The 20,706-nt window shown below is 41.7% G+C and carries 25 protein-coding genes; 7 read left to right on the top strand and 18 right to left on the bottom strand.

The window, feature by feature from the left end; genetic code table 11:
* Positions 1-191: 191 nt before the first annotated feature.
* Positions 192-1,151, top strand: coding sequence for a hypothetical protein (locus U0R10_RS10425; protein WP_377983912.1), 960 nt, complete (start codon positions 192-194; stop codon positions 1,149-1,151).
* A 7-nt stretch (positions 1,152-1,158) separates the two neighbouring features.
* Positions 1,159-2,727, top strand: coding sequence for an OmpP1/FadL family transporter (locus U0R10_RS10420; protein ID WP_377983911.1), 1,569 nt, complete (start codon positions 1,159-1,161; stop codon positions 2,725-2,727).
* Here the strand turns inward: U0R10_RS10420 and U0R10_RS10415 are convergent.
* Genes U0R10_RS10415 through U0R10_RS10405 form a run of 3 tightly spaced genes read right to left on the bottom strand, consistent with a single transcriptional unit; the run spans position 2,724 to position 4,928 of the window.
* Positions 2,724-3,242: a shikimate kinase gene (locus U0R10_RS10415; RefSeq protein ID WP_377983910.1), complete on the bottom strand. Its 519-nt coding sequence runs from the start codon at positions 3,240-3,242 to the stop codon at positions 2,724-2,726. The two genes, U0R10_RS10420 and U0R10_RS10415, sit on opposite strands and share 4 nt — an antisense overlap.
* A gap of 7 nt (positions 3,243-3,249) precedes the next feature.
* Positions 3,250-4,341 (bottom strand): BT_3928 family protein, encoded by a 1,092-nt coding sequence (locus U0R10_RS10410; RefSeq protein ID WP_377983909.1) that lies wholly within the window; start codon positions 4,339-4,341, stop codon positions 3,250-3,252.
* 5 nt (positions 4,342-4,346) lie between these two features.
* Positions 4,347-4,928, bottom strand: coding sequence for a DUF1599 domain-containing protein (locus U0R10_RS10405; RefSeq protein WP_377983908.1), 582 nt, complete (start codon positions 4,926-4,928; stop codon positions 4,347-4,349).
* Positions 4,929-5,003: 75 nt separating this feature from the next.
* On the opposite strand from U0R10_RS10405, the gene folP reads away from it, so the two are divergent.
* Together folP and U0R10_RS10395 are read left to right on the top strand one after the other, a co-directional pair.
* The gene (folP, locus tag U0R10_RS10400) at positions 5,004-5,873 is read left to right on the top strand and encodes a dihydropteroate synthase (protein ID WP_377983907.1); all 870 of its coding nucleotides are present in this window, start codon (positions 5,004-5,006) and stop codon (positions 5,871-5,873) included.
* Positions 5,851-6,684, top strand: a complete 834-nt coding sequence (locus U0R10_RS10395) for an aminotransferase class IV (protein ID WP_377983906.1) — start codon at positions 5,851-5,853, stop codon at positions 6,682-6,684. The genes folP and U0R10_RS10395 overlap by 23 nt, the downstream gene beginning before the upstream one ends.
* Before the next feature lie 48 nt (positions 6,685-6,732).
* On the opposite strand, the gene mog is transcribed toward U0R10_RS10395, so the two are convergent.
* From mog to aroQ, 8 genes are read right to left on the bottom strand one after another with little or no spacing between them, the layout of a single operon-like run.
* Positions 6,733-7,248 (bottom strand): molybdopterin adenylyltransferase, encoded by a 516-nt coding sequence (gene mog / locus U0R10_RS10390; protein WP_377983905.1) that lies wholly within the window; start codon positions 7,246-7,248, stop codon positions 6,733-6,735.
* Positions 7,245-8,015 (bottom strand): tRNA threonylcarbamoyladenosine dehydratase, encoded by a 771-nt coding sequence (locus tag U0R10_RS10385; protein ID WP_377983904.1) that lies wholly within the window; start codon positions 8,013-8,015, stop codon positions 7,245-7,247. The genes mog and U0R10_RS10385 overlap by 4 nt, the downstream gene beginning before the upstream one ends.
* Before the next feature lie 2 nt (positions 8,016-8,017).
* Positions 8,018-8,971 carry a glycosyltransferase family 2 protein gene (locus U0R10_RS10380; RefSeq protein ID WP_377983903.1) on the bottom strand — a complete coding sequence of 318 codons (954 nt, stop codon included), beginning with the start codon at positions 8,969-8,971 and terminating at the stop codon, positions 8,018-8,020.
* 46 nt (positions 8,972-9,017) lie between these two features.
* A complete protein-coding gene (locus U0R10_RS10375; protein ID WP_377983902.1) occupies positions 9,018-9,722 on the bottom strand; it encodes a tRNA1(Val) (adenine(37)-N6)-methyltransferase in 705 nt (234 codons plus the stop codon).
* The gene (locus U0R10_RS10370) at positions 9,709-10,332 is read right to left on the bottom strand and encodes a ribonuclease H1 domain-containing protein (RefSeq protein ID WP_377983901.1); all 624 of its coding nucleotides are present in this window, start codon (positions 10,330-10,332) and stop codon (positions 9,709-9,711) included. Before U0R10_RS10370 ends, U0R10_RS10375 begins: the two co-directional genes overlap by 14 nt.
* A gap of 1 nt (position 10,333) precedes the next feature.
* Entirely contained in the window at positions 10,334-10,906 is a 573-nt protein-coding gene (locus U0R10_RS10365) for a MarC family protein (protein WP_377983900.1), read from the bottom strand.
* Positions 10,903-11,949: an aminotransferase class V-fold PLP-dependent enzyme gene (locus U0R10_RS10360; RefSeq protein ID WP_377983899.1), complete on the bottom strand. Its 1,047-nt coding sequence runs from the start codon at positions 11,947-11,949 to the stop codon at positions 10,903-10,905. The genes U0R10_RS10365 and U0R10_RS10360 overlap by 4 nt, the downstream gene beginning before the upstream one ends.
* Before the next feature lie 4 nt (positions 11,950-11,953).
* Positions 11,954-12,379, bottom strand: a complete 426-nt coding sequence (gene aroQ, locus U0R10_RS10355; protein ID WP_377983898.1) for a type II 3-dehydroquinate dehydratase — start codon at positions 12,377-12,379, stop codon at positions 11,954-11,956.
* 71 nt (positions 12,380-12,450) lie between these two features.
* On the opposite strand from aroQ, the gene xerD reads away from it, so the two are divergent.
* Positions 12,451-13,359, top strand: a complete 909-nt coding sequence (xerD, locus tag U0R10_RS10350; RefSeq protein ID WP_377984089.1) for a site-specific tyrosine recombinase XerD — start codon at positions 12,451-12,453, stop codon at positions 13,357-13,359.
* On the opposite strand, the gene U0R10_RS10345 is transcribed toward xerD, so the two are convergent.
* Genes U0R10_RS10345 through U0R10_RS10330 form a run of 4 tightly spaced genes read right to left on the bottom strand, consistent with a single transcriptional unit; the run spans position 13,356 to position 16,095 of the window.
* A complete protein-coding gene (locus tag U0R10_RS10345) occupies positions 13,356-13,760 on the bottom strand; it encodes a hypothetical protein (protein WP_377983897.1) in 405 nt (134 codons plus the stop codon). The two genes, xerD and U0R10_RS10345, sit on opposite strands and share 4 nt — an antisense overlap.
* A gap of 4 nt (positions 13,761-13,764) precedes the next feature.
* The gene (locus U0R10_RS10340; protein WP_377983896.1) at positions 13,765-14,982 is read right to left on the bottom strand and encodes an alanine dehydrogenase; all 1,218 of its coding nucleotides are present in this window, start codon (positions 14,980-14,982) and stop codon (positions 13,765-13,767) included.
* A complete protein-coding gene (gene tsaE, locus U0R10_RS10335; RefSeq protein ID WP_377983895.1) occupies positions 14,969-15,397 on the bottom strand; it encodes a tRNA (adenosine(37)-N6)-threonylcarbamoyltransferase complex ATPase subunit type 1 TsaE in 429 nt (142 codons plus the stop codon). The genes U0R10_RS10340 and tsaE overlap by 14 nt, the downstream gene beginning before the upstream one ends.
* Complete coding sequence (locus U0R10_RS10330; protein WP_377983894.1) at positions 15,394-16,095, bottom strand: SDR family oxidoreductase; 702 nt, start codon at positions 16,093-16,095, stop codon at positions 15,394-15,396. Before U0R10_RS10330 ends, tsaE begins: the two co-directional genes overlap by 4 nt.
* 30 nt (positions 16,096-16,125) lie before the next feature.
* Between U0R10_RS10330 and U0R10_RS10325 the strand changes: the two genes are divergently transcribed.
* On the top strand, positions 16,126-16,857 hold the full coding sequence (locus U0R10_RS10325) for an MlaE family ABC transporter permease (RefSeq protein WP_377983893.1): 732 nt from the start codon (positions 16,126-16,128) through the stop codon (positions 16,855-16,857).
* Here the strand turns inward: U0R10_RS10325 and U0R10_RS10320 are convergent.
* From U0R10_RS10320 to U0R10_RS10310, 3 genes are read right to left on the bottom strand one after another with little or no spacing between them, the layout of a single operon-like run.
* Positions 16,854-17,708: a transglutaminase family protein gene (locus U0R10_RS10320; protein WP_377983892.1), complete on the bottom strand. Its 855-nt coding sequence runs from the start codon at positions 17,706-17,708 to the stop codon at positions 16,854-16,856. The two genes, U0R10_RS10325 and U0R10_RS10320, sit on opposite strands and share 4 nt — an antisense overlap.
* Positions 17,705-18,430, bottom strand: coding sequence for a proteasome-type protease (locus tag U0R10_RS10315; protein WP_377983891.1), 726 nt, complete (start codon positions 18,428-18,430; stop codon positions 17,705-17,707). The genes U0R10_RS10320 and U0R10_RS10315 overlap by 4 nt, the downstream gene beginning before the upstream one ends.
* Before the next feature lie 57 nt (positions 18,431-18,487).
* Positions 18,488-19,450, bottom strand: coding sequence for an alpha-E domain-containing protein (locus U0R10_RS10310; RefSeq protein ID WP_377983890.1), 963 nt, complete (start codon positions 19,448-19,450; stop codon positions 18,488-18,490).
* A gap of 195 nt (positions 19,451-19,645) precedes the next feature.
* On the opposite strand from U0R10_RS10310, the gene U0R10_RS10305 reads away from it, so the two are divergent.
* The gene (locus U0R10_RS10305) at positions 19,646-20,677 is read left to right on the top strand and encodes a quinone-dependent dihydroorotate dehydrogenase (RefSeq protein WP_377984088.1); all 1,032 of its coding nucleotides are present in this window, start codon (positions 19,646-19,648) and stop codon (positions 20,675-20,677) included.
* Positions 20,678-20,706: the final 29 nt, after the last annotated feature.

The raw sequence follows: 20,706 nt of genomic DNA, 5'->3' as shown, positions 1-20,706 counted from the left end.
CTGTTTTTTTTGCAGTTTTATTTTCTAGTCTCATCGTTCTATAATCGAGTCTGTAGGTTCTAATATTTTTGTTCTATAACTTAGACTAAAATTGCAAAACCTATCGTTATTACATGTAACTTTATCGAACTTTGAACGCCAAAGATACGTTATTGTCGGTAGTTTTAGCTTATAATTTAATCACTTTAGCCATGAAAAATTATTGGAATGCCTTCGTAGTTGTGGCCAGTTTATTGATTTTTTCCGCATGTTCGCTCTCGCAACCCGGAACACAGCAGTCTTTAGTAGCTGATGATTTATATGATTCTTTTCAAAAACCAGCTTCTGCATATACCCCTAAAAAGAGTTCTCATTACCTTAATCCAGATGAAGATGCAACCTTAATTCAAGAAGAAGAAGGTGTGATGATTCGTGAGGATGAAACCAATTTTTTAAATTCACGCAGTGTTTATGCGAATTCTTTCGCTGATGGTTTTGATTCCGGCTTTCGTTCCGGTGTATTTTCGGCTAATCCCTGGAACAATTGGTATACTAATCCCTTCATTACATTTGGTATGGGAGGATTTTATGGTTCGCGCATTATTGCGCCGATCAACGCCTGGGGAATGTATGATCCGTTTTTTAATCCGTATGCCTTCAACTCGCTAAATAGCTTTTATGATCCATTTTTTGGATATAATGCCTATAATGGATTTCGTAATCCGTTCGGATATGCAGGTTTTGGTATGGGAGGGGTTCGATACATGGGCAATTTTAATATGATCAACGTGTATGGTGGGAATAATTACATAGCTCCTTCCGTAGGAAATGTAAACCGCCGCGAACCTGTAGCACGTCCTAATCGTGGTCCTCGTGATGCCAGCGCAACGAATCAATATCGCGATGGAAATATGAATAATTCGCCTCGTGGTAATAATAATTCGTTCAATACGCAAGGAACGAATCAGCCGCGTGTGAATAGCAATCAAGAATATAGATCACCTGTTCAGGCGGCGCCACGACGGAATACCAATTTTGAATATCGATCTGCTCAGCCTCAAACAAATTACGGCCAAAGTCAGCAGAATTATTCAGCACCCTCTTCAAACTACAGCTCAGGAGGATCTTACTCGGGTGGTGGTGGAGGTGGTTCATCACGTGGTCCAAGATAATTTGTTCATGAAAAAGCTAATTTTACTCTGTGTATGTGTGTTCACAGCGGCGCATGTACACGCGCAGATTTATTCTTATCCAAATTTAGCGCGACAATTTAGCACAAGCTATGCAACTGGTTCCGCGCGTATGCAAGGACTAGGAGGTAATTACGGGGTGCTTGGAGCTGATTTAAGTGCTATTGCAGGTAATCCAGCCGGTCTAGGTTTTTACACCCGTTCTGAAGTAGGGATTACGCTCGCTACGCATGATGCTCAAACGAAGGCAACCTACTTAGACCAATCTACCCAAGAATCAAATTCGAGTTTGCGTATCCCCAATTTTGGTGTCGTCATCACGGGGGATTATATGAATCGTTCGGATTGGCGTGGTACGTTTGGTATTGGATATTCACAGCGGGTCATATTTTCGCAGCCTTTGAAAATGGAAGGCACCAACAACCGGAGTTCATATTTGGATAAATTAATTGAGAAAGCTGATAGTCGGTACAACTACGCTGGTGGCAGGGATATCGATGGAAATTTTATTGACGATGAATATGACCCTGACTTTAAAGCAGCCAATACACCTGAGGGAGTGGCCTATCAAACCTTTTTAATTAACAATTCCAATTCGGGTGGCGCACCATTTAGTCGATTTGAGCCCAATTTACCTACCTATCAGATGGGTTCAGCTACCAACACAGGTTTGGTTTCACAATGGAATATTAGTTACGGAGCGAATTATCAAGAGCGCTTATTTTTAGGTATCGGTCTTCATTTTTCTAGATTAAAATCAATAAGCGATTTCAGTTGGACCGAAGATTTTATTGGTGCCAATTATGTAGCCGGTTTTGAATCTGTTGAAAAGCTCGAAACAACGGGCTCTGGCGTCTCAGCTACCTTAGGATTAATTTACAAAGTGTCACCTAGTTTGCGCGTTTCGGTTGCCGCGGAGACACCTATGTATTATGATCAAATGGCCGAACGCCTGACTGGTATTACGTATCCACGTATTTTTGGTGTGCCATCCGAGTTAGATGGGAAGCCAATTACGATTACCAAGGTTAATCCTGTACGTTTATTGCCCAATGAATTTGCATATCAACTACTAACACCCTTTAAATTTTCAGCAGGAGCAGCCTACTTTTTTGGTAAGCGCGCATTGCTGAGTTTTGATGCGGAATATATGAATTATGACGGTATGCGTGTTGGAGCTACGGAATTAGGGGCGTTTGCCAATCAGCAGTTTAAAGATCGATATAACGGACAAATTCAGTCGACCTTTAAGTCCGTACTTAACATCAAAGCGGGTGCTGAGATTCGCGTAAGCTCATCTTGGAGCGTGCGTGGTGGCGTTGCCTCGTATGGTCAAATTTTTGCTCCAAGTTATGACTCCATCGATCGGACACAGTTTCAAATCTCAGCTGGAGTAGGGTATCGGACAAATGCTTTTTACATCGATTTGGGTGTTTGGCAGCGGACGGGTAAAGATGCCTATACACCATATACATTAAAAAATGCGGCCGATTTCAGTTCAGCCGCATTACAAATTACAAATACCCAGATTGTGCTTGGGGGAGGAGTCTATTTTTAGACTGGAATGTATTGTTCTAAAAGCCAAAGAATTTGACTTACAGTAATTTCACCGTCTACTTGAATATCAGCTTTTTGGTATTCGGGTAGGCGCTCTTGAAATGTTTTCTTGATTGATTCAATAACGACCTCTTCACTTTGAGTTTTGTCTAATAAGGGGCGATTATTGCCCTGCGCCTTATATAATCGCTTGGCCAAGTCATTCACATCCACATTCAAAAAGATACTCACTCCATTCGCCTTAATAAAATCCATGTTATCGTTAAAGCATGGAACACCACCTCCAGTTGCAATCACCATCGATTGATCCGGCTGGAAGCCATGTAATGTTTTCTTTTCTAATTCTCTGAAGTGCGCTTCTCCATAATTTGAGAATATTTCAGATACGGTCTTTTGTTCTCTTGTTTCAATCAACTTGTCCATATCGGTAAAGCTGTACCCTAAATTCCGTGCTAATTCTTTGCCTAATGTACTTTTTCCCGAAGAGGGCATGCCCACTAAATAAATGTTTTTCATTCCTGAACTATTTTAAACTTTGATGAATTTCATCCGCGGATGGCAGGCTATAGGCCGACCATTTTCCTTTAACGGTGCCTTGGCTAATAAGCCAAAGACCTGGACTTGAGCGAATGATTGTTTTTAATACTTTGGTATCTGCAGACAAAGCAGGGTAGGCCAATTGATATTGATGTCTCAATGCATTAACCTCTTCATCCGTAGACGCGCTGACTAGCCATATAGGTATCTTTAATTCGCTCGCTAGTTTTGCAATCGCTGAAAACGCGCTTTCGTGCGTATGGTGTACATTTGGGACGATGACCAATGCATGATTTCCTTTGAATAATAGTTGCGTGTAGTTTGTCGTATCTCCATCTACCCACAATTGATAATCCGTAATCAATGGCCGCGCTTCCTTCTCATTAATGGCTTGCATGGAAACATACTCAGCTTTTGGATCCGTAGGCATCTCTGTTAATTCAGTTTCTTTGCCATTAATCTTGTAGATATAACTGAATTTTAGTTCCTCCCGATTTTTCATGTTCGCAGGAATGTTTTCCCCAACGGCATAGGGTAAACTATCCCAGATAGGTAGGAAAAAGTAAGAATATGTGCCAAATCCAACACTGAGTACCGCACTTAATAAAACCCATTTGCCACTTTTTGAGCGAAGTGTTGGTTTATCTGTCAAAAACAGTAAACCGGTCAGGACTAGTAAAAAGATATCTTTCCCAAATGACGTCCAAGGAGTTAATTTGATGGCTTCCCCAAAACACCCACAGTCGGTGACTTTATTAAAATAAGCCGAATAAAACGTCAGAAAGCTAAAAAATAGAATTAATCCTATAAAGCTGTAGAGGATTTTTTTGGTTTGAAAATTAAGCCATAAAGCGATTGCAAGTACTACTTCGGCGCTGCTTAACAAGATAGAAAGGAGTAAGGCTTGCGGAATAAGTAATTTCCAAAAGCCAGAGATCCACGGAAAATCTACCGAAAACACATCAAAATATTCCTCCAACTTAAGTTGAGTTCCGATTGGGTCATTTAGTTTAATGAGCCCCGAAAAAAGAAATAGTCCTGCCAGTAGGAATGTGGCAATTTGACGGGTTAGTTTCATGTGACCTATTGTTGTTGGGCCATCTGAATTTGCCCTTGTTTTAGTTGGATGAGGCAGAATACAGCATAATTCAACATATCTTGGTAGTTGGCCTCCACTCCCTCTGAAACGAGTGTAACTCCTTGATTGTTTTCAATTTGCTTGGTCCGGAAAATTTTCATGAGGATCAAATCGGTCATGCTGCTGATGCGCATATCTCGCCACGCTTCACCGTAATCATGATTTTTATTTCGCAATAATTCCAGCGTAATTTCGACTTGTTGGTCATAATGCTTGCCAATTTCCGCCGGACTAAACTCCATTTGATCTGAGTTTTCAAGCGATTTTTGGATTAAGGCAATGATGCAATAATTGATGATGCCAATGAATTCACCTTCGATGCCGTCCTCGATTTTTTGAAGACCCTTATCTTGGATACTACGAATGCGTTGGGCTTTAATGAAAATCTGGTCTGTTAGGCTTGGCAAGCGTAAAATTCGCCAGGATGTACCGTAATCTTTGTTCTTTTTATCGAACAAGGCTTTGCAGTGTGCAATTACTTGGCGATATTCGATTTCGGTTTGGGAAGGCGATGAGTCCCTATTCATACGGTCTTGATTTTTACGATGCTCGTTTTCTTTTAGCCTACAAAAATATTTAAATTATCCTAAATTTCAGCTCATTTGAAATCTCTTTTTCCATCTTTTCAAACAATTCGATTTCAAGGTCGGCTCATGTCGTTTGAACGACCTCTGATCATGGGGATTTTAAATATTACGCCCGATTCTTTTTATGAAGGAAGTCGCGTAGCAGATGTAGAAATTTGTCGGGAACGTGCAGCTGGCATGATTGCGCTCGGGGCAAATATTTTGGATGTTGGCGGTCATTCAACGCGGCCTGGTGCTGCTTCAGTTTCTACACAAGAAGAAATTGATCGCGTGGTTCCTGTGATTCGCATGTTAAAAGAGGCTTTCCCGGATGTAATCATTTCCATAGATACTTATCGTTTGGCTGTTGCCCAAGCCGCGTTTATGGCAGGAGCTGATTTATTCAATGATATAGGTGCCGGTCAAATGGACGATGGTATTTTCGAATGGGTGGCAGCACATAAAATTCCTTATGTCTTGACCCACAGTGTTGGGAAGTTCGCAGAGGTACATGAGGTGCCAAATTACCAGCAAGTTGTTGAAGATGTCTGGTCAAATTTGGCTTTGAAATTACAGGAATTACGCCAATTGGGCGCTGTGGATATATGTATAGATCCCGGTTTTGGCTTCTCTAAATCGTTAGAACACAATTATGAGTTATTAGCCCACTTAGAAAACTTTACAAATTTGGGTGCTCCGGTACTAGTTGGCTTATCGCGCAAAACCATGATTTATAAAGAATTAGGCATTACAGCTGCTCAATCTTTAAATGGAACCAGTGTGTTACATACGATCGCCTTGCAGAAGGGGGCATCTATATTGCGGGTACATGACGTTGCGGAGGCTGCTGAAGTCATTCATTTGGTTGAAAAAATAAAACAATATGGAATATCCAATTTGGTTTAATGGTTCTTGGAAAAAGGCCTCCGAGGTACATGTCTCGGTTAAGGATGTTGGCTTTTTAAGGGGTTATGGCATTTTTGATTTTTTCCGAATTATGGATGGGAAACCGGTGTTTTTGTCTGATCACCTCGATCGATTTATGCGCTCAGCGACATTGATGGGATTGCCATTAGGCTACTCCAAATCCGAGCTAGCTTCATTGATACATGAATTAGCGGCCATGTCAACGGATGCTTGTTTGGGTGTAAAAATGGTGCTGACCGGCGGAGAAAGTAGTAATGGTTTTGAACCTGCTGAAACTTCTAATTTGTGGATATTACCTGGTGTTTTTCAATTTGCGGATCCAATCAAAGGCATGCGTTTGATGAGTCAGGTGTATGTACGGGAAATGGCTGAAATCAAGTCGTTGAATTATGCGTTTGCGATACGGAATTGGGCGCAAGTAAAAGCCTCCGCGGCGGATGATTTAATATATCATACCTTGGAACACGGTGTTTCAGAATCATCGCGGAGTAATTTGTTCTATGTCAAAGATGGTGTTATTCATACGCCTGATGTCCATATTTTGGAAGGGATTACGCGTAAGCATGTGATTGATTTGGCTTCTGAAAAGTATCAAGTCAACATTGGGCCTTGTTCATTGGTAGATTTTATGCAAGCAGATGAGGTATTTACGACTGGAAGCACGAAACGTGTTGTTCCCATTGTAGCCATTGATGGCAAAGAAATAGGCAACGGAGCACGTGGATCTGTGACGAAGCAACTCTATGATCAATTATTGAGTTTAGAACTAAGAACTAAGAACGAAGAGTAACAAACCTCTCACTTCTCACCTCTTACCTCTCACCTCTCACCTCTTACCTCATTTGGGTCTAAACGCCTTCATATTTTCCTCATTGCATTCCAAAAAAGGTCCGCCTATCAGATCAATGCAATAGGGGATGGCAGGGAAAACGACTTCTAAGCACTGGCGAATAGCCTTTGGCTTACCCGGTAAATTAATAATTAATGTTTGGTTTAGAATCCCAGCGGTTTGTCGGCTTAGTATCGCCGTGGGCACATATTGCAGACTTACTGACCGCATTAATTCACCAAAACCAGGGAGCATTTTTTGGCAAACAGCCTCAGTCGCTTCTGGAGTTACATCGCGTAAGGCTGGACCTGTACCTCCAGTGGTTACCAATAGGCAAACCTCTTCACTCATTTCAATCATTTTGGCCTCCAGTAGTGCTTGCTCATCTGGAATAACGGCATAAACGACTTCGAATGTTGAGATTAAATATTCGTTCAACAATTCAACGACTGCCTTGCCCGGGATATCTTCATAGATACCCGCACTCGCTCGGTCAGACACATTGATGACTCCTATTTTGATCATTTTTTGTATGCTTTAAGTTTTTTCTCCATCGGAATAGGCTCGTCGAGTAAATCTCGAATCACGATGGATGCGACCACGCCACCAAATGCGGCAGGTAAGTAGGAGATGGTGCCGTAGGCCGACTTCTTAAAGTTGCTGCCATCGGTTAAAATTAGGGATTCGTCTTTTACTTTTTCAAGTGAAAATACGGTTTTGATGCCTTTCCCGACGCCCATTTTTCGAATCCGTTTGCGGACTAATGAGGCTAAATAGCACTGCCGCGTATCAAATAAGTCTGCCGTGCGCAATTGAGTAGGGTCCATCTTTCCACCTGCTCCCATCGAACTAGCAATGCGGTAACCCAAATCATATGCCGTTTTCAAAAGCGTGACTTTTGGCGTAACCGAATCAATGCAATCCATGACATAATCAAACTTCGTGTTCTCCAGAATTTCCTTTGCCGCATCTGGACTTAGAAATGTTTCATGCGTAGTTAAGTGTAGGGCAGGGTTGATGGCCAATAACCGTTCCGCCATAATCTGAGCTTTTGATACACCATGATTGGTTGACAAGGCCGGTAATTGTCTATTTCGATTGGTTGGATCCACCACATCACCATCCACAATGGTCATGGTTCCTACGCCAGCTCGCGCGATAAATTCTGCCGCAAATGAACCGACACCACCGAGGCCTACAACCAATACGTGTGCTTTTTGTAATATTTGAATTCCTGTTGAACCAATTAATAGCTCAGAGCGACTGAGCCAGCTAAGATCATTCGTTTGCATACTTAGGCAATTTCTTCCTTGATTTGGTATTGAGTCGTCTTATCTGAATTCGTAATGAGCAATTCGCCTAAGAATCCAGCAACAAACAATTGCACGCCTAGAATGATGGCCACCAAGGCTAAAAAGAATAGCGGATTATCCGTGACGTTCCGGTATTTTAGCTGGTTTGCAATGTTATATAATTTCTCGCCGATTAACCAGATGGTAATCAGGGAACCAGAAAAGAACGATAAGATCCCCAAGCTACCAAAAAGGTGCATCGGTCTTTTGCCAAATGTTTGGACAAACGTGATAGATAAAAGGTCTAAGAAGCCATATAGAAAGCGTTCTAAACCAAATTTCGTTACGCCATATTTCCGAGATTGATGTTGGACTACTTTCTCACCAATCTGTGTAAACCCATTCCATTTGGCTTGAACCGGAATATAGCGATGCATTTCACCGTATAATTTAATAGTCTTGACAACTTCAAGTTTATAAGCCTTCAAGCCGCAATTGAAATCATTCAATTTTACCCCTGAAAGTGCGCGGGTCGCGGCATTGTATAATTTGGTGGGAATTGTTTTCGAAATTGGATCAAAACGTTTTTGCTTCCAACCTGATACTAAATCCAACCCATCCTCCTTGATCATTCGATATAATTCCGGGATTTCATCTGGAGAATCCTGCAAATCCGCATCCATGGTAATAACTACTTCGCCACTGGCTAATTGGAAACCTTCGTGTAAAGCTGCCGATTTACCATAATTTCTGGCAAACGATATTCCTTTTAGGGACTTATATTCTTTGGATAAGGATTGAAGGACAGACCACGATGTGTCCCGACTTCCATCATTCACAAAGATCATTTCGTATTGAAATGAATTTGCCTGCATCACGCGGTCGATCCATGCGCATAGCTCGGGCAAGGATTCGGCTTCGTTATAAAGGGGCACTACGATGGATATCTGCAACATATTGTGGTGTCAAACGGACAAAAATACGAATTCTCGTGGATATTGTTTAGTCGAAAATTAAATAGTAAGGTTTCAGCAGGTGGATGAATTCAGCAGTATAGCTTTGGTCGGAATTTTTGATGCAAATCATTTCTCTTTTTTGCACGCCAGTAAGGCGTGAACCTAAAGCCATGACGCGTAAAGTTTCTCGGTCTTTTTGATGTTTTACTTCTAACAAATGATTGATAAAAAGCCCTAGTTTTTTCGCCTCAACTTCGAATTGTTTCATGCCAAATGGCGGATACAATACAGCAAATTGACCATCCGGATTTAGGTTTTTTGAAATTCCCTCCGCAAGTTCTGCAGGACTTAGGTGGTCCGTGTGCATGGCAATTTGCTTGCTTGCATTTGGGTTCGCCAAGTGATCCATGAAAAAGGGTGGGTTACTGATAATAAAGTCGAAGTGATCTGCGAACCTTTGAATGGATTCGGTGATAATTTCGATGGAATAAGGCAAAATGAGCACATTTTCACGTGCGAGTACCCCCACATCTGCTTGGATTTCTAGACCTGTGATGGTACAAGATGGGTTTCCCTGTGCAATCATACAAGCTAATAATCCACATCCAGTTCCTATATCGAGCACATTTCCAGAGGCAAATTGCTGGGCCCACGCGCCGAACAAACAGGCCTCCGTTGTAATTTTAAGACCTGGACTTCCATGTGCCAGTTGGAATTGTTTGAATTGAAAGATCGATCTACTTTCGGCCATAATCCGCTGGATTTTCACCCCAATCTTCCGTTTCCCATTTTAGGATTTGTGTGGTCGTTGGGTTGTTTTTTAGCCAAGAAATCGCCTTGTCAACTAAATCGAATAGCTCCTCTGTTTGTGCGTTTCGCTCTAGATTAGTCTTTATCGCTTTATTTCGAACCCAGGCAATAGCTGTTCTTGAATCGGAATAGAGTGGGTATGGACAATTGATTTTTTTCAAATAGGAAAGGCCGTGAACGATGGCAAGGAATTCACCAAGGTTTACAGTACCCACTGGGAATGGCCCACGTTTAAATAACACTTCTTTGGTTTCTGTATTGACACCTTGATACTCCAAAACGCCTGGATTTCCCGCACAAGCAGCGTCTACCGATATGCTTGGTTTAATGCAAGGAGCAGCGTTTACCGTACGCAAAACAGATTTAGCTTTCGGGTTTACACTCGCCCAATAATTCTTTTTTGAAGCGGCATAGGCTTCATCCCGCGTATCGAAGGATTTATATTGTGCCCCGGCAAAACCTTTAATATGCTTTTCTGTCTCAGCCCATGAATCAAAAATACCTTTTTGATGGCCTTCCCAAATCACATAATATTTTTGCTTTTTTGCCATGTTAGAACATTCGTGTCTTGAATATCTTGATTGCAATGGCAATTAAGATAACACCAAAAACCTTGCGTAAAACCTGTGTGCCTGCATTGCCTAGTTTCTTCTCAATCCAAACGCTGGAACGTAAAACGAGGTAAATAAATATCAAGTTGATGAATATACTGACCATGATATTTTCTTCCTCAAATTGAGATTTCAATGAAATAAGCGTTGTCATCGTCCCTGCGCCGGCAATAATTGGAAATGCTAATGGGACAATACTATGCGATGCACCTTCTTGAAGTTCTTCTGATTTGAAAATATTGCGCCCTAAGGTCATTTCAAGGCCGATTAAGAAGATGATTAATGCACCTGCCATGGCAAATGAATTCGTGTCAACTCCCAGAAAACGTAAAATTAATTTACCTGCAAAGAAAAAGCCAATCATAATGAGGCCTGAAACCAAGGTTGCTTGCTCTGCGTGAATGTTACCATTTTTCTTCCGCAAATCAATGATGATTGGAATAGATCCCAAAATATCGATTACTGAAAATAAAATCAAAGACGAGGAAAGGATTTCTTTGAGGTCGAATTTCATAAGGTTAATATGTTGATGAGTTGTTGAATATCTGCTTCCGTATGGCTAGGAAAATTGGCTATTCGAACGGTATTGGATTTCCATTCCCCATATCCTTTTCCTAATTCAATGCCATGTGCTAAACAAACACGTTGGATACGTTCGATTTCCGCTGCTGGACCTGTTAATGCCAAAACAGTGGGTAGTCGGCGTGCTTTTTCCGGAATTAAAAATTGAAGATCCCAATGCTTTTGGGTCTCCCAAAATTGCTCCCAGATAGCTAATTTTCGTTGGGTCTCCTGTTCGATTTCATGTAAATCAGGCAGTGTTTGGGTGAGTCGGCACATTAAATATATGCTCAACACATTGGGTGTATAATGCGTTTGGAAGCTTTTTCGATTGTCTTCCATGAGCAAAATATCATTGTAATGTTTGCGATGGTTCAAGCTATGTGCGCGTTGCAAGGCTTTCGGCGAACAAATCATGATACCAAGTCCAGCCGGAATCCCAAGACATTTCTGTACTGAGGCAAACCATACATCGGCCTCTTCCCAAGGCAGCACTATTCCTCCCATAGAAGAAGTAGCATCCACCGCAATGAGTACATTGGTTGGGTAATCTGACCGACAAATTTGTTGGCCCGTCCCATTCGATGTTTCACTTTGGACTAAACAAACTGTGTCGACATCTGACGCTAATTGACTAGCGTTTTCAGCCAACGATTCATGTAAGCCAAAGGAAATCAATTGGGTATTCGGATTGATTTGCGAGGCATATTGGCCCCATTTTTTCCCAAAAGCGCCATTGTAGAAATGAGCACTTTTTGAGCCAACCAGCGATTGAGCGACAATTTCCCAAGCTTCCGTGGCAGAGGAAACAAAATAGATGGTGTAATCTGGCGGTATATTCCAGGAAGCAGTCATAGCTTCCATGGTTTCTTTTAATAAGATTTCAAAGCGTTTGCTTCGGTGATTGATGCTAACAATACCTTGGTCAAAGGCCTCTTGAATGAAATCAAGCGCCTGAGGATAAACCTTAGATGGACCCGGGTAAAATGAAAGCATCTTTTTATACGAAAGAGTATAAACCTAACTCATATCCACGTAAGCCAAAACCCACGATGATACCTTTGCAATTTGGGCTTAAATAACTGTGTCCTCTAAATGATTCTCGAGCATGTACATTTGAAATATGTACTTCAATGACCGGCGTTTTAATCGATGAAACGGCGTCAGCAATTGCGATAGAGGTATGCGTGTATCCGCCCGCATTTAATAAAATGCCTTCATACGTGAAGCCCACTTCATGTAGTTTATTGATGATTGCACCTTCTTCATTGGACTGAAAATATTCGATGTCCAATTGTTTTTCGAATTTCTCTCTCAGGATATCCAAGAACTGTTCAAATGTTTGATGTCCATAAATTTCTGGCTCACGGGTGCCTAGTAAATTTAAGTTGGGCCCATTCAGGATGAGTATTTTTTTACGTACCATGGTCTTCAAATAAAAGCGAAACAGTTTTCAAATTTCCCCTAAATTTACGGGATAGTTTGAATATTATGTCCATGTGGGAAAAGGAAATCCAATTGTTTGGTAATTATCTGAAAATTGAACGTGGCCTTTCCGGACATTCACATGAGGCCTATTTGCGAGATGTGCGCAAATTTGCCCTCTATTTAGTCCCCGTTGTGGGGAAGGATTTTTCAATCGATCGAGTAACAGAAGATCATATACTTGATTTTTTCAACGTCTTGCACGGTTTAGGAATTGAGGCAAGTTCACAAGCGCGCTGCTTGTCAGGACTCAGGAGTTTTTTTCAATTTTTAGCCACGGAGAATCCTTTGATTTCGGACCCAACTACCCACATGAAATCTCCTCAAAAGGGACGACACCTTCCTGATACCTTATCGTATGATGAAATTGAATTGATTTTGCAGGCAAATGATTTGTCAACAAACGAAGGTGTGCGCAATCGGGCAATGATTGAATTACTCTATGGATCTGGACTTCGGGTATCGGAATTAGTGGGCCTTAAGTTAACGGATATTTATGCTGATTTAGGTTTGTTGAAAGTACGCGGAAAGGGTGATAAGGAGCGTTTGGTCCCCATCGGACGTGAGGCATTTTATTATTTAACTTTATACCGTGAGCAAGTTAGGCCGAGTATATCGTTGAAAAAGGATGCGCACAATGTCCTATTTTTAAATCGGCGCGGCGCCATGCTGAGTCGGGTGATGGTCTTTCTGATTTGTAAGGATTTGGCAGCTAAAGCGGGAATTCAAAAATCCATTAGTCCGCATACCTTTAGGCATTCATTTGCAACACACTTAATTGAGGGGGGCGCTGATTTACGTGCGGTACAGGAACTGCTCGGGCACGAGTCCATTTTGACAACTGAAATTTATACCCATTTAGATCGGGCATATCTAAGTCAAATGGTTCAGGATTTTCATCCAATGAATCGAAAAAATTAAGCCTCGTCGGGATAAGGAATAAATATAAAATTGGTGAATTGACCATCCACCACGAATAAGCACGCGAACTCCTCGATATCCTTATAATTCTGCTCAAATAGTTCGCGATTTTCCTCCGCGATTAGTTTGCGCTGAATAAATTCTTCCAGTAATGATGCATGGTAATTCCATTTATTCTCTCCTAATTCGGAGACGCCGATCAACTTTTGGCCTATTTCAATCGGCCGTTGAGAACAAACAAAAATAGGAAAATCAGAGAATCCCCGTTTTTTAATTTGGTATGCAGCTTCCTTCAAGGCATCGGCTACTTTGATAAAGTCACTCGATATAAGTCCCAAATATTTACCGTTTAACTCAGGTGAATTGGGCGCGTTGGATAGGGCGGTGTAGTCTTCGATCATGGAATTAGCTTCTACTTAGTAATAATAACTGAATGTCTTTCACTGCTTTTTTAAATAACTTACCCATGTGGCCGTTGGTCACATGGCCTTGATAGCAATAGATTCCCTTCATAAAGGATTTTCCTTGCCAAAGCATCTCCTCAATTCCTCCTGTTTTCCCCGCTTTTAAAATAAATGAGGTCAATAAATTACTCATGGCTAAGCTAGCAGTCTGGGCAACTAAGGAAGGGATGTTGGGAACGCAATAGTGCGTGATGCCATATTTGGTAAATGTAGGTTTGCCCAAATGGCTTAATTCGGATGTCTCAAAACAGCCTCCTTGGTCGATACAAACGTCCATAATCAACGTTCCTGGCTTTAATTTGCTAACCATTTCTTCTGTGATGATGCAAGGGGTAACTCCTGAATCGGAACGGAGGGCGCCAACGATCAAATTAGACTCCTGAAGGGCATTCGGGAGGTTTTCGGAATCAATTACTTGCGTGACCAATGGGAACCCGAGGCTTTGTTTCAAGCGTTGCAGCTTGTAAATATCTTTATCAAAAACTTGAACTTGAATGCCTGCATGCCAGGCTGCACGAGCGACTTGCTCTACGACATTTCCGGAGCCTAATAAGACGATCCGACAAGGTGAAACGCCGGTAACATTTCCTAATAAAATGCCACCACCCTGTGAGGCACTTAGTATTTGACTGGCTATGGGCATGACCATTTGGCCAGCGATTTCTGCCATGCTTTTGACAAAAGGCAATCCTCCACCATTATCTTCCACATATTCCAACCCGATGGCCATGATTTTTTTGGCATTGATTTGATCAATAGACTCTCCGCTTAGCTGGTACTTGGCTGCACTCGCCACAAAAGCTTGACCGGGTTTCATGTGACTAATCTCTTCGATGGTCGGCGCATTAATTTTTAACACGAGGCCACATTGCCAAACTTCTTGAATTTGATCCGTCACCGAGGCCCCTGCCAATAAATAATCCGCATCACTGAATCCTGCCCGATCCGCCGCTCCGCGTTCCATGATGAGCTCGTGTCCATTGGCCACTAGTAATTGAACCGCCTGTGGACTTAGACTAATGCGATTTTCGTAGGTGGAGCTTTCTTTTGGTAGACCTATTTGAATGCTTTTTGCATTCTGCTTCGTCCAAGACATCGCCTCCATGGGCATAATACCCTGTTGCGCAAGTAGTTCGTGAAAAGGATTAATGGTGCTCATGGAGTGTTAGACTTCGTGTATTTTCGTCAATGGGTGTTATGTCAAATTCCACATGTGGAATATTCCAAAGTTCTTCTGCTTGCTCAGGCCATTCGATCAGGCAAATTTTTCCTGAATCTAAATAATCTTCGATGCCAATGTCTAAAGCCTCTTGTGCATTTTTCAATCGGTATAAATCGAAATGGTAGATGTCCGAATCATTTGCTCGCGCATATTCGTTGACCAATGCAAACGTGGGGCTTTGCACATGACCAGTAACGCCTAATTGACGTGTGATTTCTTTAACAAGCGTTGTCTTTCCAGCTCCCATTTGGCCTCTAAATAACCAGATAGAACTATGGGCTAAGGCAACAGGAATTAATTCCGATGCCACCTGAGCCAAATCTGTTAATGCATACGCTTGCCAAGTTCTCATAAATCAATATCGCCCAATTGTGGTCTAATGAGAATTTCTTCCAAAACAGTCGACGGGTTCATTTGATAAGCTGCCCAAATCGTGGAAGCAATATCATCCGCCGGTATAAATCTTTCCGCGGGTAATTCCACACCATCCCAAGACGGGGTTAATGTAGCGCCTGGTAATATAGCTGTCACGCGAATTCCTTGAGTTTTAGTCTCCTCGCGCAGGACTTTAGTCATACCCAATAAGGCAAATTTGCTAATGCAATAAGAGCCACCTAAGGTGTATGCCGTTATCGAGGCCGTTGAACACATATTGAAAATATGCCCTGATTTTTTAGCCTGAAACGTAGGCAATAAGGCACGTGACAAATGATATGCGCTATATAAATTTGTCTCTATTTGCTTTTCCAATACGCCATCTTCTTCATTTTGAATTTGACCTGGAAGAAAAACGCCTGTGTTATTTACTAAAATGTCGATGGATGTAGCTTTGTTAAGTACCCAGGCCGCAAAGGCTTGTACTTGTTTTTTATCACTCAAATCTGCTGCATAGGTGTGCAAGCGTGGATTATTGTATTCGTGTGCTAAGGCATTTAACTTCTCCTGACTCCGAGAACAAGTAAAAACTTGGAAACCTTCTTGAAGGAATTTTTTTACTAATGCCTTGCCAATTCCCTGACTTCCGCCACTAATTACTATCGATTTATCCATTATCTTTGGTGCTCATTGTTTGTGCAGCACATGTCAAAATTAGGCAAATATTTACTCTTCCTAGGTAAGCTTTTTACAAATCCTGAAAAATTTCGGGTGAATTGGAAATTGATTATGCAGGAATCAAAGGATATCGGCATTGATTCCATGTTGATCGTCACGATCGTTGCCAGTTTTTTAGGAGCCGTAACCTGTGTTCAAACAGCTGCCAATATGGAAAATCCATTTGTGCCCAGATACATCATCAGTTTAATTGTACGTGATTCGACCATTCTGGAATTGGGACCTACGATTACGTGTGTGGTTTTAGCGGGTAAGGTGGGGTCTAATATTGCGGGCCAACTAGGCACCATGCGGATTACAGAGCAAATTGATGCCCTTGAGGTCATGGGAATTAATTCTTCATCTTATTTAGTACTACCTAAAATGATTGCGGCCATGTTGACCTTTCCGATGCTCGTGACCATGGCTTGTTTTCTGGGAATCTACGGAGGTTATTTGGCGGGATGGTTAACAGGATCAGTGACGCCACAAGATTATATCCACGGATTGCAATTTGATTTCAAGCCCAACTATGTACTTTTTGCCTTGATCAAATCGTTGGTTTTTGGCTTTTTAGTTGTCTCTATTTCAGCTTTCCAAGGGTTCTACACCAAAGGCGGTGCGTATGAAGTGGGCAAAGCCGGAACCGCCGCAGTGACGAATGCGTGTATTGCTATCTTGGTTGCAGATTATCTATTGGCCCAATTACTCGTAGGCTAAACGCGTTGAATAAAGACTTCAGTCGTTAATGTCGATGTCGCCGCTCCTCGATACGTTCCATATACCGGTGTGATTTCCTCAGGAAGGCAGGAAGCTGCCAAAGGAATGTGATTACCTGCTACGACTTCGTGCTGCGTTGGGTCATATCCACGCCAACCGCCACCTGGCAAATAAACCTCTACCCAAGCATGTAAATGATGCGTTTGATTCGGAACATCGACCGGAGCAATCCCTGTGTAATATCCGGAAACGAATCTGGTGGCTAATCCCATGGCGCGGCAAAGTGCTGAAAATAGTACCGCATAATCCCGACATGAACCTTTGCGGTTCATTAATGTAAATTCAGGAGTATTAGGTGCTCCTTCTTCGCGAATTTCGTAGGCAAATTGTTTGTAGATAAACGCATTGACATCACTTAGGAATTCAGAGGTACTCCACTGCACTTGAGAAGCTAGGTGACGCGCTGTTTGCTCAATCACAGGTGTGACACCGTCTAAACCTAAATAGGGAGCAAGTGTCTTCACATAAGCGTCTGAATAACGCATGGGAAGGCGTTTGCTTTCAAATGGGAAATACACAAAATCAAACGGATTGAATTCTGTGGTCTCCACAACAGCATTTATTTTAATGGCTAAGCTGCTGGTAGGCTCCTTAAAGAATAAGATATTTTGGATATTCCCCTCGGGATCTAAATTTTTTGAAATTTGGACGGGTGTAGGGGAAATACTTAGGTCAAATGATTTGACCGTTAATAATGAACTTTTTCGGGGATGAACATATAACACATGCGGCTCCAAATAAACAGGTTCGCTGTACGTATAAGCTAAACTGTGGTGGATGTTAGCGATCATTTCGGGAGCGAAATTAGGTCTTTCATCCAGCTTTCCTCAATGCCTTCCAGTGAATTGCGCAAGGCTTGATTCCAGTCATCTGAAATTTTCTGCATGTCTTCTTTGTATAAACGCACTTCTTTGGCCTTAAAGGTGCCTTTTTCGTATACGACTACGTCGATAGGAAAATCGACATCATTGGTACTGACTTGCGTGGCATCAAAAGAAAGAAATCCCATTTTTAACGCATCCTTTAGTGGAGTATCAAAATGTAGGTTACGATTTAATAGTGGTTTACCATAGTTTGAATTACCTATAATCTGGTATTTCAGTCCATCGTTTATCTCGATCCAATTGCCTTCCGGGAAAATGAGGAACAGCTTATGGGTGTCGTCTTTGGGCATTTGGCCGCCTACGATGGCATGGAGGTTAAACTGGTAACCTTCTTTTTCTAATGCTTCTCGATCTTCTTGAGCTACTTTTTTAAGCATTTGGCCAAACGCTGTGGCTGCTTGAAACATATAATCATAACTCGCTTCATCTTCGTCGACAGTCTGATTAAAGTACGTCACAGCTTTATCTCGTACGGAGCGCAAGCCGGCGGTCATAATGAAGAGGCTGTGATTTTTAATCTCGTGAATGGAGATTTTTTTATTGGAATACATCTCATTTCCAGCCGTGATACGTGTATCCGCAATGGCAATGAGTCCTTCTTTAACGGTGATTCCTAAGCAATAAGTCATATATTCAATGGTGGCAAAAGGGAGCGCAATATTACAAATTTTTCTGGTATGCCACGGTTAGTTGACAGGCTTCAGGTCAAAATAGGTATTGAAAATGGTTTGGCCTATTTCGTTGTTTTTCGTTTGGAAATTATCTAGAAATTGGTGTAAGCCAGTCAATAAGATATCGTCAATTTCAGTGAATTGAACTTCTGAAAGCAATTTGGAAACCTTTTTTTCGGCCAAATTTGAATAGCCATGTTCAAAAGAAGTTCCAGAAATAGCATAAAGTGACAATTCAGATTCTTGCAAACAATGCACCACGGATCTTGGAAAGCTTTTTTCTAAAATCAAGAATTCCACGATGTTACGCGGGTTAATGACTTTGTACTGTTGGCGAAACATATTGTATGCGGAATTCGACTTTAATACGGCTGACCACATAAGTAAGTCCAACGGCGATCCGATGGCCTCTACATCAGGCAACAGCGTAAAGTATTTGACATCTAAAAATCGGGTCGTTTTATCTGCCCGTTCAAGCAATTTGCCCAGTTGGCCAAAATGCCAACCTTCTCCACGTGTTATCGTCGAATCCACAATCCCGTAGAATAATTGACTACCTGATTTAATTTCTTCCAGGAATCCTTGATAGCGCGAAATTTCCCATTGTTTACTTCCTTCAACGCGGTCTTTTACTTTCCAGTAAACTTGGTTGACATACTCCCACATCTCCCTAGAAATACTTTCGCGAATGGTACGAGCATTTTCGCGTGCACTGTACAGGCAAGAAAGTATCGAGTTGGGGTTTAGTTCATCAAACGTCATGAAATACAAGACATTTTCGCGATTGGCTTTGGGATAATGTTCGAAGAAATTGTAATGATCTGCCGTGGCGACAATAAGTGGTTCCCATTGTTCGGGCACATTCGGAGGTAAATCAAGGGCTAAATTAAAATTCACTGAGATAAAGCGCGCATAGTTGTCGGCTCTCTCAATGTAGCGATTCATCCAATAAATGGAATTGGCAACACGACTTAACATAGGCTTACTAATTTATTAAATGCTTGATTACCACAAAGGTTGTTTTAAAATTAGCCTTTTTCAGTAAAGTGTCATCACGTCTAAATGATTTTTTTAAAATGTCTCAGGAATCTTCAGATTATCCTTGATTTATTCCCATTATCTAGGGGGCATTTTGTATTTTTGTTGCTTCGTTAAAATTGCATACCTGTTATGATTTATCAAAAGCTAATTAAGCCATTCTTCTTTTTGTTTGACGCAGAACGTGCGCATTATTTGCTGGCTGATTTGCTTACATTTTCAATGAAAATCCCAGGTGTTTCTAGCCTTTTTCGTGCCATTTACGGGTACGAGCACCCTAGCCTTCGTCGGACTGTTTTTGGTATTGAATTTCCGAATCCGGTTGGTTTAGCTGCAGGCTTTGATAAAAATGCTGTTTTGGTGGATGAGTTGGCCACCTTAGGTTTTGGATTTATAGAGGTTGGAACGGTTACGCCTAAGCCACAAGATGGAAATGAGAAACCACGTTTATTTCGTTTGCCGGAAGATTCGGCCATTATCAATCGCATGGGATTCAATAATGATGGGTTGGCTCAAATGAAGAAACGTTTAGAAGCTAGGCAAGCTCCCGTGATTATAGGGGGTAATTTGGGTAAAAATAAAGTGACGCCTAATGAATTAGCAGATGATGATTATTGCCAAGGATTCGAAACCTTGTATCCCGTGGTGGATTATTTTGTGGTCAATGTAAGTTCGCCCAATACGCCTAATCTGCGCGCGTTGCAGGAAAAAGAACCATTGAAGCAATTGCTATCCCGCTTACAGGATTTGAATCAACGCAAACCTAAATTGAAACCTATCTTATTGAAAATTGCGCCTGATTTAACGAATGAGCAATTGGATGATGTCGTTGACATTGTATTAGAGACAGGTATTGCGGGTTTGATCGCTACCAATACGACACTTTCCCGGGAGGGTTTACTTGCTGATCCTGCCGTAACGGCAGAAGCTGGGGGACTAAGTGGAAAGCCGGTAGGAGATAGGTCTACGGAGGTTATTGCGTATATCCATAAAAAATCAAAGGGAAAGATTCCGATGATTGGGGTTGGGGGGATTCATTCAGCAAATGATGCGATTGAAAAGTTACGCGCTGGGGCATCCTTAGTTCAAATTTACACCGGTTTTATTTATGAAGGGCCAGGGTTAATTCAAGAGATTAATCGTGCCATTGTTTCTGAAGGACTTTAATATTTGATTTTGTAAATCAAATCAAAAAG

Origin of the sequence: Aquirufa avitistagni, from assembly GCF_042715545.1 — a bacterium.
Taxonomy (GTDB): Bacteria; Bacteroidota; Bacteroidia; order Cytophagales; family Spirosomataceae; genus Aquirufa; species Aquirufa avitistagni.
The sequence above is the reverse complement of the archived record's forward strand: the minus strand, read 5'-3'. Positions and strand labels throughout refer to the sequence as shown.

What these genes read in the sequence shown, in the direction of transcription:
- U0R10_RS10405 (WP_377983908.1), bottom strand. Translation starts at nt 4,928, where the DNA reads ATGAATAGGGACTCATCGCCTTCCCAAACCGAAATCGAATATCGCCAA.
- U0R10_RS10345 (WP_377983897.1), bottom strand. Translation starts at nt 13,760, where the DNA reads ATGATCGAAGACTACACCGCCCTATCCAACGCGCCCAATTCACCTGAG.
- U0R10_RS10415 (WP_377983910.1), bottom strand. Translation starts at nt 3,242, where the DNA reads ATGAAAAACATTTATTTAGTGGGCATGCCCTCTTCGGGAAAAAGTACA.
- U0R10_RS10370 (WP_377983901.1), bottom strand. Translation starts at nt 10,332, where the DNA reads ATGGCAAAAAAGCAAAAATATTATGTGATTTGGGAAGGCCATCAAAAA.
- mog (WP_377983905.1), bottom strand. Translation starts at nt 7,248, where the DNA reads ATGATCAAAATAGGAGTCATCAATGTGTCTGACCGAGCGAGTGCGGGT.
- U0R10_RS10365 (WP_377983900.1), bottom strand. Translation starts at nt 10,906, where the DNA reads ATGAAATTCGACCTCAAAGAAATCCTTTCCTCGTCTTTGATTTTATTT.
- U0R10_RS10360 (WP_377983899.1), bottom strand. Translation starts at nt 11,949, where the DNA reads ATGCTTTCATTTTACCCGGGTCCATCTAAGGTTTATCCTCAGGCGCTT.
- U0R10_RS10340 (WP_377983896.1), bottom strand. Translation starts at nt 14,982, where the DNA reads ATGAGCACCATTAATCCTTTTCACGAACTACTTGCGCAACAGGGTATT.
- U0R10_RS10375 (WP_377983902.1), bottom strand. Translation starts at nt 9,722, where the DNA reads ATGGCCGAAAGTAGATCGATCTTTCAATTCAAACAATTCCAACTGGCA.
- U0R10_RS10315 (WP_377983891.1), bottom strand. Translation starts at nt 18,430, where the DNA reads ATGACTTATTGCTTAGGAATCACCGTTAAAGAAGGACTCATTGCCATT.
- U0R10_RS10420 (WP_377983911.1), top strand. Translation starts at nt 1,159, where the DNA reads ATGAAAAAGCTAATTTTACTCTGTGTATGTGTGTTCACAGCGGCGCAT.
- U0R10_RS10395 (WP_377983906.1), top strand. Translation starts at nt 5,851, where the DNA reads ATGGAATATCCAATTTGGTTTAATGGTTCTTGGAAAAAGGCCTCCGAG.
- U0R10_RS10320 (WP_377983892.1), bottom strand. Translation starts at nt 17,708, where the DNA reads ATGATCGCTAACATCCACCACAGTTTAGCTTATACGTACAGCGAACCT.
- U0R10_RS10385 (WP_377983904.1), bottom strand. Translation starts at nt 8,015, where the DNA reads ATGCAAACGAATGATCTTAGCTGGCTCAGTCGCTCTGAGCTATTAATT.
- xerD (WP_377984089.1), top strand. Translation starts at nt 12,451, where the DNA reads ATGTGGGAAAAGGAAATCCAATTGTTTGGTAATTATCTGAAAATTGAA.
- U0R10_RS10410 (WP_377983909.1), bottom strand. Translation starts at nt 4,341, where the DNA reads ATGAAACTAACCCGTCAAATTGCCACATTCCTACTGGCAGGACTATTT.
- aroQ (WP_377983898.1), bottom strand. Translation starts at nt 12,379, where the DNA reads ATGGTACGTAAAAAAATACTCATCCTGAATGGGCCCAACTTAAATTTA.
- U0R10_RS10330 (WP_377983894.1), bottom strand. Translation starts at nt 16,095, where the DNA reads ATGGATAAATCGATAGTAATTAGTGGCGGAAGTCAGGGAATTGGCAAG.
- U0R10_RS10310 (WP_377983890.1), bottom strand. Translation starts at nt 19,450, where the DNA reads ATGTTAAGTCGTGTTGCCAATTCCATTTATTGGATGAATCGCTACATT.
- U0R10_RS10425 (WP_377983912.1), top strand. Translation starts at nt 192, where the DNA reads ATGAAAAATTATTGGAATGCCTTCGTAGTTGTGGCCAGTTTATTGATT.
- U0R10_RS10325 (WP_377983893.1), top strand. Translation starts at nt 16,126, where the DNA reads ATGTCAAAATTAGGCAAATATTTACTCTTCCTAGGTAAGCTTTTTACA.
- tsaE (WP_377983895.1), bottom strand. Translation starts at nt 15,397, where the DNA reads ATGAGAACTTGGCAAGCGTATGCATTAACAGATTTGGCTCAGGTGGCA.
- U0R10_RS10380 (WP_377983903.1), bottom strand. Translation starts at nt 8,971, where the DNA reads ATGTTGCAGATATCCATCGTAGTGCCCCTTTATAACGAAGCCGAATCC.